This window comes from Streptomyces dysideae (assembly GCF_001514305.1).
Lineage (GTDB): Bacteria > Actinomycetota > Actinomycetes > Streptomycetales > Streptomycetaceae > Streptomyces > Streptomyces dysideae.
Genome location: NZ_KQ949081.1, coordinates 162,974 through 175,840, shown reverse-complemented (window position 1 = coordinate 175,840; position 12,867 = coordinate 162,974). Strand labels below are relative to the sequence as shown.

General features: G+C 69.2%; 12 protein-coding genes and 1 riboswitch. Of the genes, 3 read left to right on the top strand and 9 right to left on the bottom strand.

Annotation, left to right across the window (positions count from 1 at the left end):
- Nucleotides 1-296: 296 nt before the first annotated feature.
- Nucleotides 297-866, top strand: a complete 570-nt coding sequence (locus AQJ91_RS14255) for a hypothetical protein (RefSeq protein WP_067020702.1) — start codon at nt 297-299, stop codon at nt 864-866.
- A 24-nt stretch (nt 867-890) separates the two neighbouring features.
- Here AQJ91_RS14255 and AQJ91_RS14250 read toward each other — a convergent pair whose 3' ends face one another.
- The 7 genes from AQJ91_RS14250 to thrC form a co-directional block, all read right to left on the bottom strand.
- The gene (locus AQJ91_RS14250; protein WP_067020699.1) at nt 891-2,369 is read right to left on the bottom strand and encodes an MFS transporter; all 1,479 of its coding nucleotides are present in this window, start codon (nt 2,367-2,369) and stop codon (nt 891-893) included.
- Between the two features lie 98 nt (nt 2,370-2,467).
- Nucleotides 2,468-3,343: a metallophosphoesterase family protein gene (locus AQJ91_RS14245; RefSeq protein WP_067021088.1), complete on the bottom strand. Its 876-nt coding sequence runs from the start codon at nt 3,341-3,343 to the stop codon at nt 2,468-2,470.
- Between the two features lie 36 nt (nt 3,344-3,379).
- A complete protein-coding gene (locus AQJ91_RS14240; protein WP_067020696.1) occupies nt 3,380-4,504 on the bottom strand; it encodes an NADH:flavin oxidoreductase in 1,125 nt (374 codons plus the stop codon).
- A gap of 161 nt (nt 4,505-4,665) precedes the next feature.
- On the bottom strand, nt 4,666-6,288 hold the full coding sequence (gene groL, locus AQJ91_RS14235; protein ID WP_067020693.1) for a chaperonin GroEL: 1,623 nt from the start codon (nt 6,286-6,288) through the stop codon (nt 4,666-4,668).
- A gap of 294 nt (nt 6,289-6,582) precedes the next feature.
- The gene (locus AQJ91_RS14230) at nt 6,583-6,789 is read right to left on the bottom strand and encodes a cold-shock protein (RefSeq protein ID WP_016436693.1); all 207 of its coding nucleotides are present in this window, start codon (nt 6,787-6,789) and stop codon (nt 6,583-6,585) included.
- A gap of 440 nt (nt 6,790-7,229) precedes the next feature.
- The gene (locus AQJ91_RS14225) at nt 7,230-7,505 is read right to left on the bottom strand and encodes a MoaD/ThiS family protein (RefSeq protein ID WP_067020690.1); all 276 of its coding nucleotides are present in this window, start codon (nt 7,503-7,505) and stop codon (nt 7,230-7,232) included.
- A gap of 110 nt (nt 7,506-7,615) precedes the next feature.
- Nucleotides 7,616-8,899, bottom strand: coding sequence for a threonine synthase (gene thrC / locus AQJ91_RS14220; protein WP_067020687.1), 1,284 nt, complete (start codon nt 8,897-8,899; stop codon nt 7,616-7,618).
- Between the two features lie 18 nt (nt 8,900-8,917).
- Nucleotides 8,918-9,074: riboswitch (SAM riboswitch) on the bottom strand.
- Nucleotides 9,075-9,245: 171 nt separating this feature from the next.
- On the opposite strand from thrC, the gene AQJ91_RS14215 reads away from it, so the two are divergent.
- Nucleotides 9,246-10,217 (top strand): glucosyl-3-phosphoglycerate synthase, encoded by a 972-nt coding sequence (locus AQJ91_RS14215; RefSeq protein ID WP_067020684.1) that lies wholly within the window; start codon nt 9,246-9,248, stop codon nt 10,215-10,217.
- Nucleotides 10,218-10,301: 84 nt separating this feature from the next.
- Nucleotides 10,302-11,696, top strand: coding sequence for an alpha,alpha-trehalose-phosphate synthase (UDP-forming) (locus tag AQJ91_RS14210; protein WP_199847931.1), 1,395 nt, complete (start codon nt 10,302-10,304; stop codon nt 11,694-11,696).
- 13 nt (nt 11,697-11,709) lie between these two features.
- On the opposite strand, the gene otsB is transcribed toward AQJ91_RS14210, so the two are convergent.
- A complete protein-coding gene (otsB, locus tag AQJ91_RS14205; RefSeq protein WP_067020678.1) occupies nt 11,710-12,564 on the bottom strand; it encodes a trehalose-phosphatase in 855 nt (284 codons plus the stop codon).
- 41 nt (nt 12,565-12,605) lie between these two features.
- Complete coding sequence (locus AQJ91_RS14200) at nt 12,606-12,848, bottom strand: DUF3263 domain-containing protein (protein ID WP_067021085.1); 243 nt, start codon at nt 12,846-12,848, stop codon at nt 12,606-12,608.
- Between the last annotated feature and the right edge of the window lie 19 nt (nt 12,849-12,867).

The window sequence follows — 12,867 nt, the reverse complement described above, 5'->3', positions numbered from 1 at the left end:
GGCGGTTGCGGCGGTTGCGGCGGTTGCGGCGGTTGCGGCGGTTGCGGCGACGGATATTACGCCGACTTTGCTTTTCATCTGTTCCCCGTTTTGCGTCGCATGCTGGTCTGGCATTGCGTTCTCGACCCTAGGTGCTGCTGCCCGGCAGTCGCAAGGGTATTCCGGGGGTCACGTTTATTTGAGGTTCGTCTGAGCGTTAATTTTATTTACCCCATTTTGGGCGCAGCCCGCGAAAAACCCTCGACTCGTACACTGTTTGGCAAACCGCACGCCAGCGAGGAGAGCGACCCCACCTCATGAACCACGCCCAGCTCACCGCCCTCGGCCGTGCCCTGCGTCTCCTCGGTGAGCACGGCGAGGCGCTCACCACCGACACGCCCGACGCCCGGCTGCACGAGGTCAAGGCGGACCTGCGCCGTGCCCTCGACCTACTGGAGGAGAGTGTCACGGCCGCGGCTCCCACCACGCGCTGCCCTGAGCATCCCAACGGCCCGGTCGACTCCTCCGCCCCCGACCTCTGTCTGCTCTGCGAGACCCGGCGCCGCACGGCCCGCCGCTCCGAGTTCAACGGTGCCGCCCCTGCCCCACACCCCACCGAACGGGCCCCCTCCCGGTACGGGGTCCGCGGCGACCGGCCGCAGCCCCAGCAGCGCTGGCTCTGTGAGCTCTGGAACGGCCAGACCTGGCAGCTCTGCGGCACCCCACGCCGCGACCGCCGCGAGGCCGAGCTGTACCTCGCCGCCCAGCGCCGGGGACCGCGCCCGGCCATGGCGTACCGGCTGGTGCACGAGTTCACCGACTACGAGGTACTGCGGGTCTGGGGCACACCGGTGAAGGTCGACATCGAGCCCCTGGGGAATCTGTAGGCCCTCGATCACACACCCGCACTACTACTTGGCGCCCGCCTCCGCAGGCGCCGCCGCCCCCTCCGCCACCGGCTCGTCCACGCCGGCGACCCGCTGGCGCGGAATGAAGGACGCCACCGCCGCGGCGAGCAGGGCCGCTCCGGCGCCGACCGCCAGGACGGCCTTGAAGCCGTTCTCGGAGGGCAGGGCGACGCCGCCGAAGTCGGTCGTCATCTGAGCCAGGAGTACACCGGCGATGGCGCTCGCCGACGACGTACCAATGGACCGCATCAGGGTGTTGAGGCTGTTCGCCGCGGCCGTCTCGCTCGCGGGCACCGCCCCCATGATGAGCGCGGGCATCGAGCCGTACGTGAACCCGATGCCGGCGCCGATCACGCAGGACACGATGATGAAGTGCCAGACCTCCGACATCAGCACGATGTTGAGGCTGTACCCCGAGGCCACGATCAACGCGCCGATCACCAGGGTCGCCTTGGGGCCCTTGGCCCGGGACACGGCGGCCGAGACCGGGGCCGTGGCCATCATGACCAGGCCGGACGGGGCCATGACGAGACCGGCGACCAGCATCGACTTGCCCAGCCCGTAGCCGGTCTGCGCGGGGAGCTGGAGGAGCTGCGGGATCACCAGGGACATCGCGAACATCGCGAAACCGACGGCGATCGAGGCGAGGTTGGTGACCAGGACCTGGCGGCGGGCCGTGGTGCGCAGGTCGACCAGGGGCTGGTCGGTACGCAGTTCGTACCAGCCCCAGGTCAGGAGGGCCACGACCGCCGCTACGAACAGGCCGACCGTCGTGCCGCTGCCCCAGCCCCAGTCGGCGCCCTTGGAGATGGCGAGCAGCAGACACACCAGCCCGGTCGCCAGGCCGGCGGCGCCGACGAGGTCGAACCGTCCGCCGGTGCGCACCCTGGACTCGGGCACGAACATCAGGACGCACACGAAGGCGACGGCCCCCATGCACGCTGCGGCCCAGAACAGCGCGTGCCAGTCGAAGTTGTCCGCGATGAGCGCGGCGGTGGGCAGACCGAGGGCGCCGCCGACACCGAGGGAGGCGCTCATCAGGGCGGTGGCGGAGCCGAGCCGTTCGGCGGGCAGTTCGTCGCGCATGATGCTGATGCCGAGCGGGATCACACCGGCCGCGAGCCCTTGCAGCACTCGCCCGACGATCATCGGCACCAGCGTGCCGCTCAGCGCGCACACCACCGAGCCGATCACCAGCAGTACGACGCTGACCAGCAGCATCTTTCGCTTGCCGTACATGTCGCCGAGCCGGCCCATCACCGGCGTGGCGACGGCGGCGGCGAGCAGCGTGGCGGTGACGGCCCAGGCCGTGTCCGACGCCGGGGCGTCGAGCAGCTTCGGCAGCTCCGGGATGATCGGGATGACCAGGGTCTGCGTCAGCGCGGCGGCGATCCCGGCGAAGGCCAGCACCGCCACGACGGCGTTCGGCTTCGGCGGAGCGGCGCCTCCGGCCTCGGCGGGACGGGTCGGGGCGTCGGACATTGCTGGGCCTCCGTCGGGACACAGAAAGTGTGATTGACCCAGGCAACTTTAAGTCAGTTGATTGACTTACTCAAGCACCCAGGTCGCCGGCCCCCAGCTCACCCCCGCCTCTCCACGAACGCCCTCATCTGCTCCTCGTCCACCTCGTACGCCGTCTCGTGCGCCCTGGGATCGCGCGCGTGGAAAGTGTGGAACATGGGCCCCGTCGGCCCGCCCAGCTCCACCCATGACGCCGACGCCCCGCGCACCGCCCGTTCCGTCCCCGGTGCCGCCGTCAGGTCGACGCGGTTCACGACACCCGGCGTCACCCACACCGGAACCGACGCCAGGAAACCCAGGATCTGGAGGTGGAAGTGCCCCGTGAGGACGACCCGTACGTCGCTGTCGCGGATCACGTCCGCCAGGGCCTCGGGGTTGCGCAGGCCGAAGAGACGCTGGACCTCGACGTCGAGCGCTATCGGGGGGTGGTGGAAGGCGAGGACCGTTCCCTGCTCGGCCGGTGTGCTCAACACTCCTCGCAGCCACTCCAGTTGGAGTTCGCTCAGCTGTCCGTGCACCCCTCCCGGCACCAGCGAGTCCAGCGTGACGAAGCGATGGCCACCGACCGTGCTCACCGCCGCCCGCTCCCCCGCCGCGGACTCCAGCACGGTCTCGGCGCGCTCCTCCCCGTCGACCCCCAGATGCCCGCTGCCCAGCACCTTGGCGAAGGCTCCGCGCTCGTCGTGGTTGCCGGTCGTGAAGAACACCGCCGCCCCCAGGCTCCGCGCGAACGCGCCGATCAGCTCGCGCGCGGTCGTGTACGCCTCCACCGCCCCCTCGTCGGCGATGTCGCCGGTGACGACGACCGCGTCGACGTCCCGCTGGTGCCGCAGCTCGGCGAGCATCAGACGCAGGGACTCGGTGGCGTTGACGCCGTACGTGTTGGGGGCGTCGGTGCGGTCGATGTGGGTGTCGGAGAGATGCAGGATTCTCATCTCCCCGACGGTAGCCGGGAGTTGGGACGCCATGGCCTAGCTCAGTGACGTCAGCGAAGCCGCGTCGTACGCCGTCAGCTCCGCCGACCTCCCGTCCAGCACCTTCGCCGCCCACTCCGGATCCTGCAGCAGCGCCCGGCCGACGGCCACCAGGTCGTACTCGCCGGCCTCCACCCGGTCCAGGAGATGGTCGAGGCCCTGGAGCGGGGCGCCCTCGCCCAGGAAGGCCGCGAGGAAGTCGCCGTCGAGGCCGATCGAGCCGACGGTGATGACGGGTTTGCCGGTGAGCTTCTTCGTCCAGCCGGCCAGGTTCAGTTCCGAGCCGTCGAACTCGGGGATCCAGTAGCGGCGGGTGGAGGCATGGAAGGCGTCCACTCCGGCCTCCGACAGCGGCGCCAGGATCGCCTCCAGCTCCGCGGGCGTCTCGGCGATCCGCGCCTCCCACCCCCACAGCTTCCACTGCGAGAAACGGAACACGACGGGGAACGACGGCGAGACCGACTCCCGTACGGCCGTCACGATCTCCGCCGCGAACCTCGTACGGGAGAGCAGGTCACCGCCGTACGCGTCGGTGCGGCGGTTGGTGCCCGCCCACAGGAACTGGTCGATCAAGTAGCCGTGCGCGCCGTGCAGTTCGACCCCGTCGAAGCCGAGCTGCTCCGCGGTCGCCGCCGCCCGCCCGAACGCCGCGACCACGTCGTCCACGTCCTGGAGCGTCATCGCCTTGCCGGTGCCCTCGGTGCCGTCGATGCGGATGCCCGAGGGGCCGATGTCCGGTGCCGTGGCGTAGCTGCCTTCCGGCTTGTCGCGGATCATGCCGACGTGCCAGAGCTGCGGCATGATCCGTCCGCCCGCTGTGTGCACGGCCTCGACGACTCCCGCCCAGCCGGCCTGCCGTTCCGCCCCGTGCAGGCGCGGGATGCGGTCCGACTCTCCGGCCGACGCGTGATCGACGTACACCCCCTCGGTGACGATCAGCCCCACCCCGGCGGCGGCCCGCCGCGCGTAGTACGCCGCGACGTCCTCGCCGGGCACACCGTCCGGGGAGAATCTGCGTGTCATCGGCGCCATCACGATCCGGTTGGGGAGCGTGAGCCCGTTCAGGCCGAGGGGGCGGGACAGGACCTGGGCGGCGCGGGTGGCGGAGGGGGTGACAGTCACGCGAGGGCTCCTGAGGAGGGGGGACCAGTACGGTCGTACCGTCGCTTTCAACTGCCGCTCCCCGCAAGGAGTTCCCGCGCCAACGCCCGAGGGCGGCACCCCGGTCGGAACAGGGGTGCCGCCCTCGTCGTACAGCTGTGAACTCGCGATCCTCGGGAGGATCAGAAGTCCATGTCACCGCCCGGCATACCGCCACCGGCGGGCGCGGCGGTCTTCTCCGGCTTGTCGGCGATGACGGCCTCGGTGGTGAGGAACAGCGCGGCGATGGAGGCGGCGTTCTGCAGGGCAGAGCGGGTCACCTTCGCCGGGTCGATGATGCCCTCGGCGATCATGTCGACGTACTCACCGGTCGCGGCGTTCAGGCCGTGGCCGACCTGGAGGTTGCGGACCTTCTCCACGACGACGCCACCCTCGAGACCACCGTTGACGGCGATCTGCTTGAGCGGGGCCTCCAGGGCGAGCTTCACGGCGTTGGCGCCGGTCGCCTCGTCACCCTCGAGCTCGAGCTTCTCGAAGACCGCGGAGGCCTGGATGAGCGCCACGCCACCACCGGCGACGATGCCCTCCTCGACGGCCGCCTTGGCGTTGCGGACGGCGTCCTCGATGCGGTGCTTGCGCTCCTTGAGCTCGACCTCGGTGGCGGCACCGGCCTTGATGACCGCGACACCGCCGGCGAGCTTCGCCAGGCGCTCCTGGAGCTTCTCGCGGTCGTAGTCCGAGTCGCTGTTCTCGATCTCGGCGCGGATCTGGTTGACGCGGCCCGCGACCTGCTCGGAGGAGCCGGCACCGTCGACGATGGTGGTCTCGTCCTTGGTGATGACGACCTTGCGGGCCTTGCCCAGGAGGTCGATGGAGGTGTTCTCGAGCTTGAGACCGACCTCCTCGGAGATGACCTCGCCACCGGTGAGGATGGCGATGTCGTTCAGCATCGCCTTGCGGCGGTCACCGAAGCCCGGGGCCTTGACCGCGACGGACTTGAAGGTGCCGCGGATCTTGTTGACGACCAGGGTCGACAGGGCCTCGCCCTCGACGTCCTCGGCGATGATCAGCAGCGGCTTGCCCGACTGCATGACCTTCTCGAGGAGCGGGAGCAGGTCCTTGACCGAGGAGATCTTGGAGTTGGCGATCAGGATGTACGGGTCGTCGAGGACGGCCTCCATACGCTCCATGTCGGTGGCGAAGTACGCCGAGATGTAGCCCTTGTCGAAGCGCATGCCCTCGGTGAGCTCCAGCTCCAGACCGAAGGTCTGGGACTCCTCGACGGTGATGACGCCTTCCTTGCCGACCTTGTCCATCGCCTCGGCGATGAGCTCGCCGATCTGGGTGTCGGCGGCGGAGATGGAGGCCGTGGAGGCGATCTGCTCCTTGGTCTCGACGTCCTTCGCCTGCTCGAGCAGGGCGGCGGAGACGGCCTCGACGGCCTTCTCGATACCGCGCTTGAGGGCCATCGGGTTGGCGCCGGCGGCTACGTTGCGCAGACCCTCGCGCACGAGCGCCTGGGCGAGCACGGTCGCCGTGGTCGTACCGTCACCGGCGACGTCGTCCGTCTTCTTGGCGACTTCCTTGACCAGCTCGGCGCCGATCTTCTCGTACGGGTCCTCGAGCTCGATCTCCTTGGCGATGGACACACCATCGTTGGTGATCGTGGGGGCGCCCCACTTCTTCTCGAGGACGACGTTCCGGCCCTTGGGGCCGAGCGTCACCTTGACGGCGTCCGCGAGCTGGTTCATGCCGCGCTCGAGGCCGCGCCGCGCCTCCTCGTCGAACGCGATGATCTTGGCCATGTGAAGTGGTCCCTCCAGGACTGGGGGTGATTCCTTCGGACCGCGCCCGCGCCCGCGACGGACGGCTCGCATGCCCCGTGGTTCCTTGCCCCACTTGGCCTGCGGGCCTCACCGACCCGGTCCTTCGTTGTCACTCTCACCTTCAGAGTGCTAACGCAATGATTAGCACTCGACCCCGTCGAGTGCAAGGTGCGCCCGCGGAGCGGGCTCGTTGAGGGGCACAGCGAAGGGCCCGCACCCCGGGGGTGCGGGCCCTTCGAAGAAGAACGTCGCTGCAGTCAGTCGGCGCGTGCTTCAGCCGGCCGCCAGCCGGACCATGTCCGCCTGCGGCCCCTTCTGGCCCTGCGAGATCTCGAAATCGACCCGCTGACCTTCTTCCAGGGTGCGGTAGCCGTCCATCTGAATCGCGCTGTAGTGGACGAAAACATCCGCACCACCGTCGACCGCGATGAAGCCGTACCCCTTCTCCGCGTTGAACCACTTGACGGTGCCCTGAGCCATGCCTAACTCCCCTATTACTGGCCCTTGCACAGATCCACACTTCGCGGATCCGGGTCAGACCTCACCCCCCACGGTTTGGGGGCGTGCGCCGGAACGCGTCGACCGCGGCCGAATGTATCTGCCCAACTGCCGTCTGCAACAGGTCAATCGGACGAGAATTCCGGGCACGACCGGTCGGGAATGTATGGACAATTCCCCTGAATTCCGGTCAAGTCGGGCCCCATAAAGGGAGCAAAAGACTTAAAAGACCTGCACACTTTGGCTACTTCTCATCGCAAGCGGAGCCGGAACTCATATGCATCCGGCATGCCGGGCGCAGCAGGTTCCCCAACTGTACCTCGCTCAACCATGCAGAATTGCCCCCTCCGTTTCTCTCACGGAGGGGGCAATTCGATGAACTCTCAGTAATCGACGTTACCGACGGTTACTACCGGCGGGTATCAACCACCGGCGACGGCCGGAATGATGGAAACGCCGGCACCGTCCGGGGTGGCGGTCTCCAGCCCCTGCTCAAAGCGGACGTCGTCGTCGTTGACGTACACGTTGACGAACCGACGCAGCTTGCCCTGGTCGTCGAGAACCCGGGCGGCGATCCCGGTGTGGTTCTTCTCCAGGTCGGAGATGACCTCGGCGAGGGTGCCGCCTTCGGCGCTCACTTCGGCCTGGCCACCCGTGTAGGTGCGCAGGATGGTCGGGATGCGGACGGTGACGCTCACGGTTGAAACCTCCGGTCAGGTAACGGGCTCAGGGGCGCGGGGCTGTGTTGAATCTGCGGCTACCGCCGCGTGGGCGCGACCAGCCCCCACCGGCCCGCAGACGAGAACGACTAGACGAGACCAGCCTCGCGGAACGACTCAAGGTTGGGGCGAATGGTCGCAGTAAGCCCGGTCCCGGCCACCGCATCCAGCGTCTTCAGACCATCCCCGGTGTTGAACACGACGGTGGTCCTGGTCGGGTCGAGCAGCCCGTTCTCGATCAGCTTCTTCGTGACACCGACGGTCACCCCACCCGCGGTCTCCGCAAAGATGCCCTCGGTCCGCGCAAGCAACTTGATCGCATCGACGACCTGCTCATCGGTCACGTCCTCCACCGCACCGCCGGTACGACGCGCGATGTCGAGCACATACGGACCGTCGGCCGGGTTACCGATGGCCAGCGACTTGGCGATGGTGTTCGGCTTCTGCGGCCGGACGACATCGTGGCCGCCCTTGTAGGCCACCGACACCGGCGAGCACCCCTCGGCCTGCGCACCGAAGATCTTGTACGGCTTGTCCTCGACGAGCCCCAGCTTGATCAGCTCCTGCAGGCCCTTGTCGACCTTGGTGAGCTGCGAGCCGGAGGCGATGGGGATGACGATCTGGTCCGGCAGCTGCCAGCCGAGCTGCTCGCACACCTCGTACGCCAGGGTCTTGGAGCCCTCGGCGTAGTAGGGCCGCAGGTTGACGTTGACGAAGCCCCAGCCCTCGCCGGCCGGGTCGCCGATGAGCTCGGAGCAGAAGCGGTTCACGTCGTCGTAGTTGCCCTCGATGCCGACGAGCTCACCGCCGTAGACGGCGGCCATGACGACCTTGCCCTGCTCCAGGTCGTGCGGGATGAACACGCAGGAGCGGAAGCCGGCCCGGGCGGCGGCGGCGCCGACGGCGCCGGCGAGGTTGCCGGTGGAGGAGCAGGAGAGGGTGGTGAAGCCGAAGGCGCGCGCGGCCTCCAGGGCCTGGGCGACGACGCGGTCCTTGAAGGAGTGCGTCGGGTTGCCGGAGTCGTCCTTCACGTACAGGCCGCCGGTCACGCCCAGCTCGCGGGCGAGGTTGTCGGCCTTGACGAGCTTGGTCCAGCCCGGGTTGATGTTCGGCTTCTCGGCGACGTCGGCCGGGACGGGCAGGAGCGGCGCGTAACGCCAGATGTTCGCGGGGCCCGCTTCGATGCGCTTGCGGAGCTCCTCGGTGTCGTAGGCCGAGAAGTCGTACGCGATCTCCAGCGGGCCGAAACACTCCTCGCAGGCGAAGACCGGTCCGAGGGGAACCCGGTGGCCGCACTCGCGGCAGGAAAGCGCCGCGGCCGGGCCGAGGTCTACGGTGGAGTCGGTGGTGCTTGCAACAGTCTGCGCAGCCATGTGAGGCGAGGCCCTTTCTCCTCATCTTCCTCACGACGCATCTCGCCGTGAGACGGATTTGGCACCTTCCCTAGCCGGGAGCCTCGCGGTGCGATCGTCAGTGATCGCTACGAGACCGGCTGGAGGGTTGCCGGGGCTTCATCGGGCCGTATCCCTCTGCCCCTCTGGATGAGCGCTATGTGGTTGTAAACGGATGACGACCCCCGACATGCGATGGTCATCAGCGTTGTTCAAGACTGTAACCGACGGCCAGGACAGTTGAGATAGCCGTCCGAACCGCGAGATGGATCACAGTGATCAGTGATCCGCCGAGTCTCGCCGAAAGTACGCAGAGGAGCCGCGCACTGTGCTGAACGAAGTCGAGCGCTGGCTGACCACCCGCTCCTGGTCCGTGACAGATCGCCCGCTCCACAAGATCCTGGCCGCGAAACGCGCCTCGGGCCAGTCGGTCAGTGTGGTGCTGCCCGCGCTCAACGAGGAGGAGACGGTCGGTGACATCGTCGCCGTGATCCGTCACGACCTCATGATGCAGGTCCCGCTGGTCGACGAGATCGTCGTCGTCGACTCCGGGTCGACCGACCGTACGTCGGAGGTCGCCGCGGCGGCCGGGGCACGGGTCGTCCACCGTGACGACATCCTGCCCCGCATCCCGACGGTCCCCGGCAAGGGCGAGGTGCTGTGGCGCTCGCTGCTGGTGACGAGCGGTGACATCGTCGCGTTCATCGACGCGGACCTGAAGGAGTTCAAGTCGGAGTTCGTCTCCGGGATCGTGGGGCCGCTGCTCACCGATCCGGAGGTCGACCTGGTCAAGGCGATGTACGACCGTCCGCTCGGCGCCGAGTTGAATTCGCTCGCCTCCGGCAAGACCGCCGGCCAGGGCGGGAGGGTCACCGAGCTGATGGCCCGCCCGCTGCTGAACATGCACTGGCCGCAGCTGGCCGGTTTCGTACAGCCGCTCGGCGGCGAGTACGCGGCCCGCCGTTCACTGCTGGAACAGCTGCCGTTCCCGGTCGGATACGGCGTCGAGCTCGGCATGCTGGTCGACGCCCTCCACCTGGTGGGGCTCGACGCACTGGCCCAGGTCGACGTCGGCGTCCGTAAGCACCGGCACCAGGACGGACAGGCCCTGGGCCGGATGTCCGCCGCGATCTACCGCACGGCCCAGCTGAGGCTGGCCCGCGGGCACCTGATCCGCCCGTCGCTCACGCAGTTCGAGCGGGGCGAGGACGGCTTCGAGCCGCGGACGTACTCCGTGGACACGGAGGAGCGGCCGCCGATGGCGGAGATCACGGAGTACCAGTCACGCAAGGTGGCGTAAACGCCCTGTACTGGCCGTATACGGACCACCCACGGAGCGGAACCGTACGTTTGAGCGTTTCCGGGCCTGGCTAGGGTGAGGCGTATGGCGTCAACGAGTGGTGCTGCACAGGTGCTGGTCGCGTCCAATCGCGGCCCGGTCTCCTACGAGGTACGAGAGGACGGCTCGCTGCGGGCCAAACGCGGCGGCGGCGGGCTGGTCTCCGGACTGTCGGCGATCGGGCCGGACGCGGGTGCCCTGTGGGTGTGCTCGGCGCTGGGCGACGGCGACCGGGAGGCGGTGCGGCGCGGCGTCGGCGAGACCGGCGTCCGCATGCTCGCCATCCCGGCCGACGTGCACGCCGACGCGTACAACGGCATCGCCAACTCGGTCCTCTGGTTCGTGCACCACATGCTGTACCAGACGCCGCTGGAGCCGGTCTTCGACGCGGAGTTCCGGCGCCAGTGGGCGTCGTACGAGACGTACAACCGCGCCTTCGCGGAGGCGCTGGCGGAGGAGGCGGCCGAGGGCGCGGCGGTGATCGTCCAGGACTATCACCTCGCCCTGGTCCCCGGAATGCTCCGCGACCTGCGACCGGACCTCCGCATCGGCCACTTCTCCCACACCCCCTGGGCACCGCCGGAGTACTTCCGGATGCTGCCGGACGACATCGCCGGCCAGCTGCTGCGCGGCATGCTGGGCGCCGACCGGCTCGGCTTCCTCACGCACCGCTGGGCGGACGCCTTCACGGCGTGCTGCGCGGAGTTCGCCGGCGGCCTCGGGGACACCCGGATCGGTGTGCACGGGCTGGGCGCGGACGCGGACTTCCTGCGCAGGCGGTCGCACGAGGCGGACGTGACCGAGCGGATGGCGGCGCTGCGGCAGGAGATCGGCGAGGGTCGGAGGGCGATCGTCCGGGTCGACCGCACCGAGCTGTCGAAGAACATCGTCCGGGGCCTGCTGGCGTACGGGCAGCTGCTCGACGACCACCCCGAGTGGCGTGAGCGGGTGGCGCACGTGGCGTTCGCGTACCCGTCGCGGCAGGACCTCGCGGTGTACCGGGACTACACGGCCGAGGTGCAGCGGGTCGCCGAGGAGATCAACGAGCGGTACGGGACGCCGGGCTGGACCCCGGTCGTACTCCACGTGAAGGACGACTTCGCCCGCTCCCTGGCGGCCTACCGCCTCGCGGACGTGGCCTTGGTCAACCCCATCCGGGACGGCATGAACCTGGTCGCGAAGGAGGTGCCGGTGGTCTCCGACGAGGGGTGCGTGCTGGTGCTGTCGCGGGAGGCCGGGGCGTACGAGGAGCTGGGCGAGGACGCGATCGCCGTGAACCCGTACGACGTGACCGCGACGGCGCGGGCGCTGCACGCGGCGCTGACCATGGGCCCGGAGGAGCGGGCGGAGCGGACGAAGAGGCTGGTCGCGGCGGCCACGGCGCTCCCTCCGGCCCAGTGGTTCCTGGAGCAGCTGCAGTCGCTACGGGCGGCGGTTTAGCGTTTAACGGCGTTTAACGGACCTGATCCGCGAGCCCTCGCATCAGCTGTACGACACCGGCGGGCCCGTCCACGACGAGGTCCGCGCGTTCGGCGAGCTCGGTCACCTCGGTGCTGCCGCTGCATACGAGGAGCCCCGGGACACCTTCGGAACGAAGCTTGTCGACGGCGGCGAAGGCGGGCAGATCACCGAGATCGTCCCCGGCGTAGAGGACGGCCTCGGCACCGACACCCCGCACGTACTCAATCAGGGCGACACCCTTGTCCATCCCCGGCGGCCGGAGTTCCAGCACCATCCGGCCGGGTTCGACGATGAGTCCGTGGCGGGCGGCGAGGTCGGTGAGAGGTCCGCGGAGGGCGTCGAAGGCGGCCTGGGGATCCTCGGCCCGCCGGGTATGCACGGCAACGGCCCGCCCCTTTTCCTCGACCCAGGTCCCTTGCGAGGCCCCGACCCGATCGAGAACCCCGGGGAGTTCGGCCCGGACAGCCGCAACGCCGGGATGCGGCGCCGGCGCGGTGATGCTCCCGCTCCTCGCATCCCACCGCTCGGCCCCGTAATGCCCGAGCACGACGAGATGCTCCAGCCCGTCGGCCCCTGCGAACCCTCCATACCGCACGGCCACCTCGGCCGGCCGGCCGGTGACCACGGCGACGGCGGCCACCTTGGGGGCGAGGGCGGCGAGCGCGGGTACGGCGTCCGGGTGGGCCCGGGCCTGCTCGGGGTCGGCCACGATCGGTGCGAGGGTCCCGTCGAAGTCGAGGCCGATCACGGCGTGCGCCGACCGCGTGAGGATGGCGTCGAGGCCGTCTCTGCCGGCCGGGGTGACGGGGGTCGGGAGGGGATGGTGGGAGTACGAATGGCTGCCCATGCCCCGACCTTACCGAGGGAACGTCACCGTCCCCGGCCGGGTCAGCGCTCACCCCGCCGCGCGTCCCTCACCCGCCGCAGCCGATTGACCGTCACCGGATCATGAGCCAACGCCCGCGGATCATCCAGCAGCGCGTTGAGCAGCTGGTAGTAGCGCACAGGAGCCAGCCCCAGTTCCTCACGTATCGCCCGCTCCTTCGCACCAGGCCCGGAAAAGCCCCGGCGTTCGAGCGCGAGGATCACCTGTTCCCTGTACGGCAGCCGGCCCCCGTACGCCTCATCCATGCCCCGCACGGTAACGCCC

What these genes read in the sequence shown, in the direction of transcription:
- otsB (WP_067020678.1), bottom strand. Translation starts at nt 12,564, where the DNA reads ATGGGCAGCCATTCGTACTCCCACCATCCCCTCCCGACCCCCGTCACC.
- AQJ91_RS14255 (WP_067020702.1), top strand. Translation starts at nt 297, where the DNA reads ATGAACCACGCCCAGCTCACCGCCCTCGGCCGTGCCCTGCGTCTCCTC.
- AQJ91_RS14245 (WP_067021088.1), bottom strand. Translation starts at nt 3,343, where the DNA reads ATGAGAATCCTGCATCTCTCCGACACCCACATCGACCGCACCGACGCC.
- AQJ91_RS14250 (WP_067020699.1), bottom strand. Translation starts at nt 2,369, where the DNA reads ATGTCCGACGCCCCGACCCGTCCCGCCGAGGCCGGAGGCGCCGCTCCG.
- AQJ91_RS14200 (WP_067021085.1), bottom strand. Translation starts at nt 12,848, where the DNA reads ATGGATGAGGCGTACGGGGGCCGGCTGCCGTACAGGGAACAGGTGATC.
- groL (WP_067020693.1), bottom strand. Translation starts at nt 6,288, where the DNA reads ATGGCCAAGATCATCGCGTTCGACGAGGAGGCGCGGCGCGGCCTCGAG.
- thrC (WP_067020687.1), bottom strand. Translation starts at nt 8,899, where the DNA reads ATGGCTGCGCAGACTGTTGCAAGCACCACCGACTCCACCGTAGACCTC.
- AQJ91_RS14230 (WP_016436693.1), bottom strand. Translation starts at nt 6,789, where the DNA reads ATGGCTCAGGGCACCGTCAAGTGGTTCAACGCGGAGAAGGGGTACGGC.
- AQJ91_RS14210 (WP_199847931.1), top strand. Translation starts at nt 10,302, where the DNA reads ATGGCGTCAACGAGTGGTGCTGCACAGGTGCTGGTCGCGTCCAATCGC.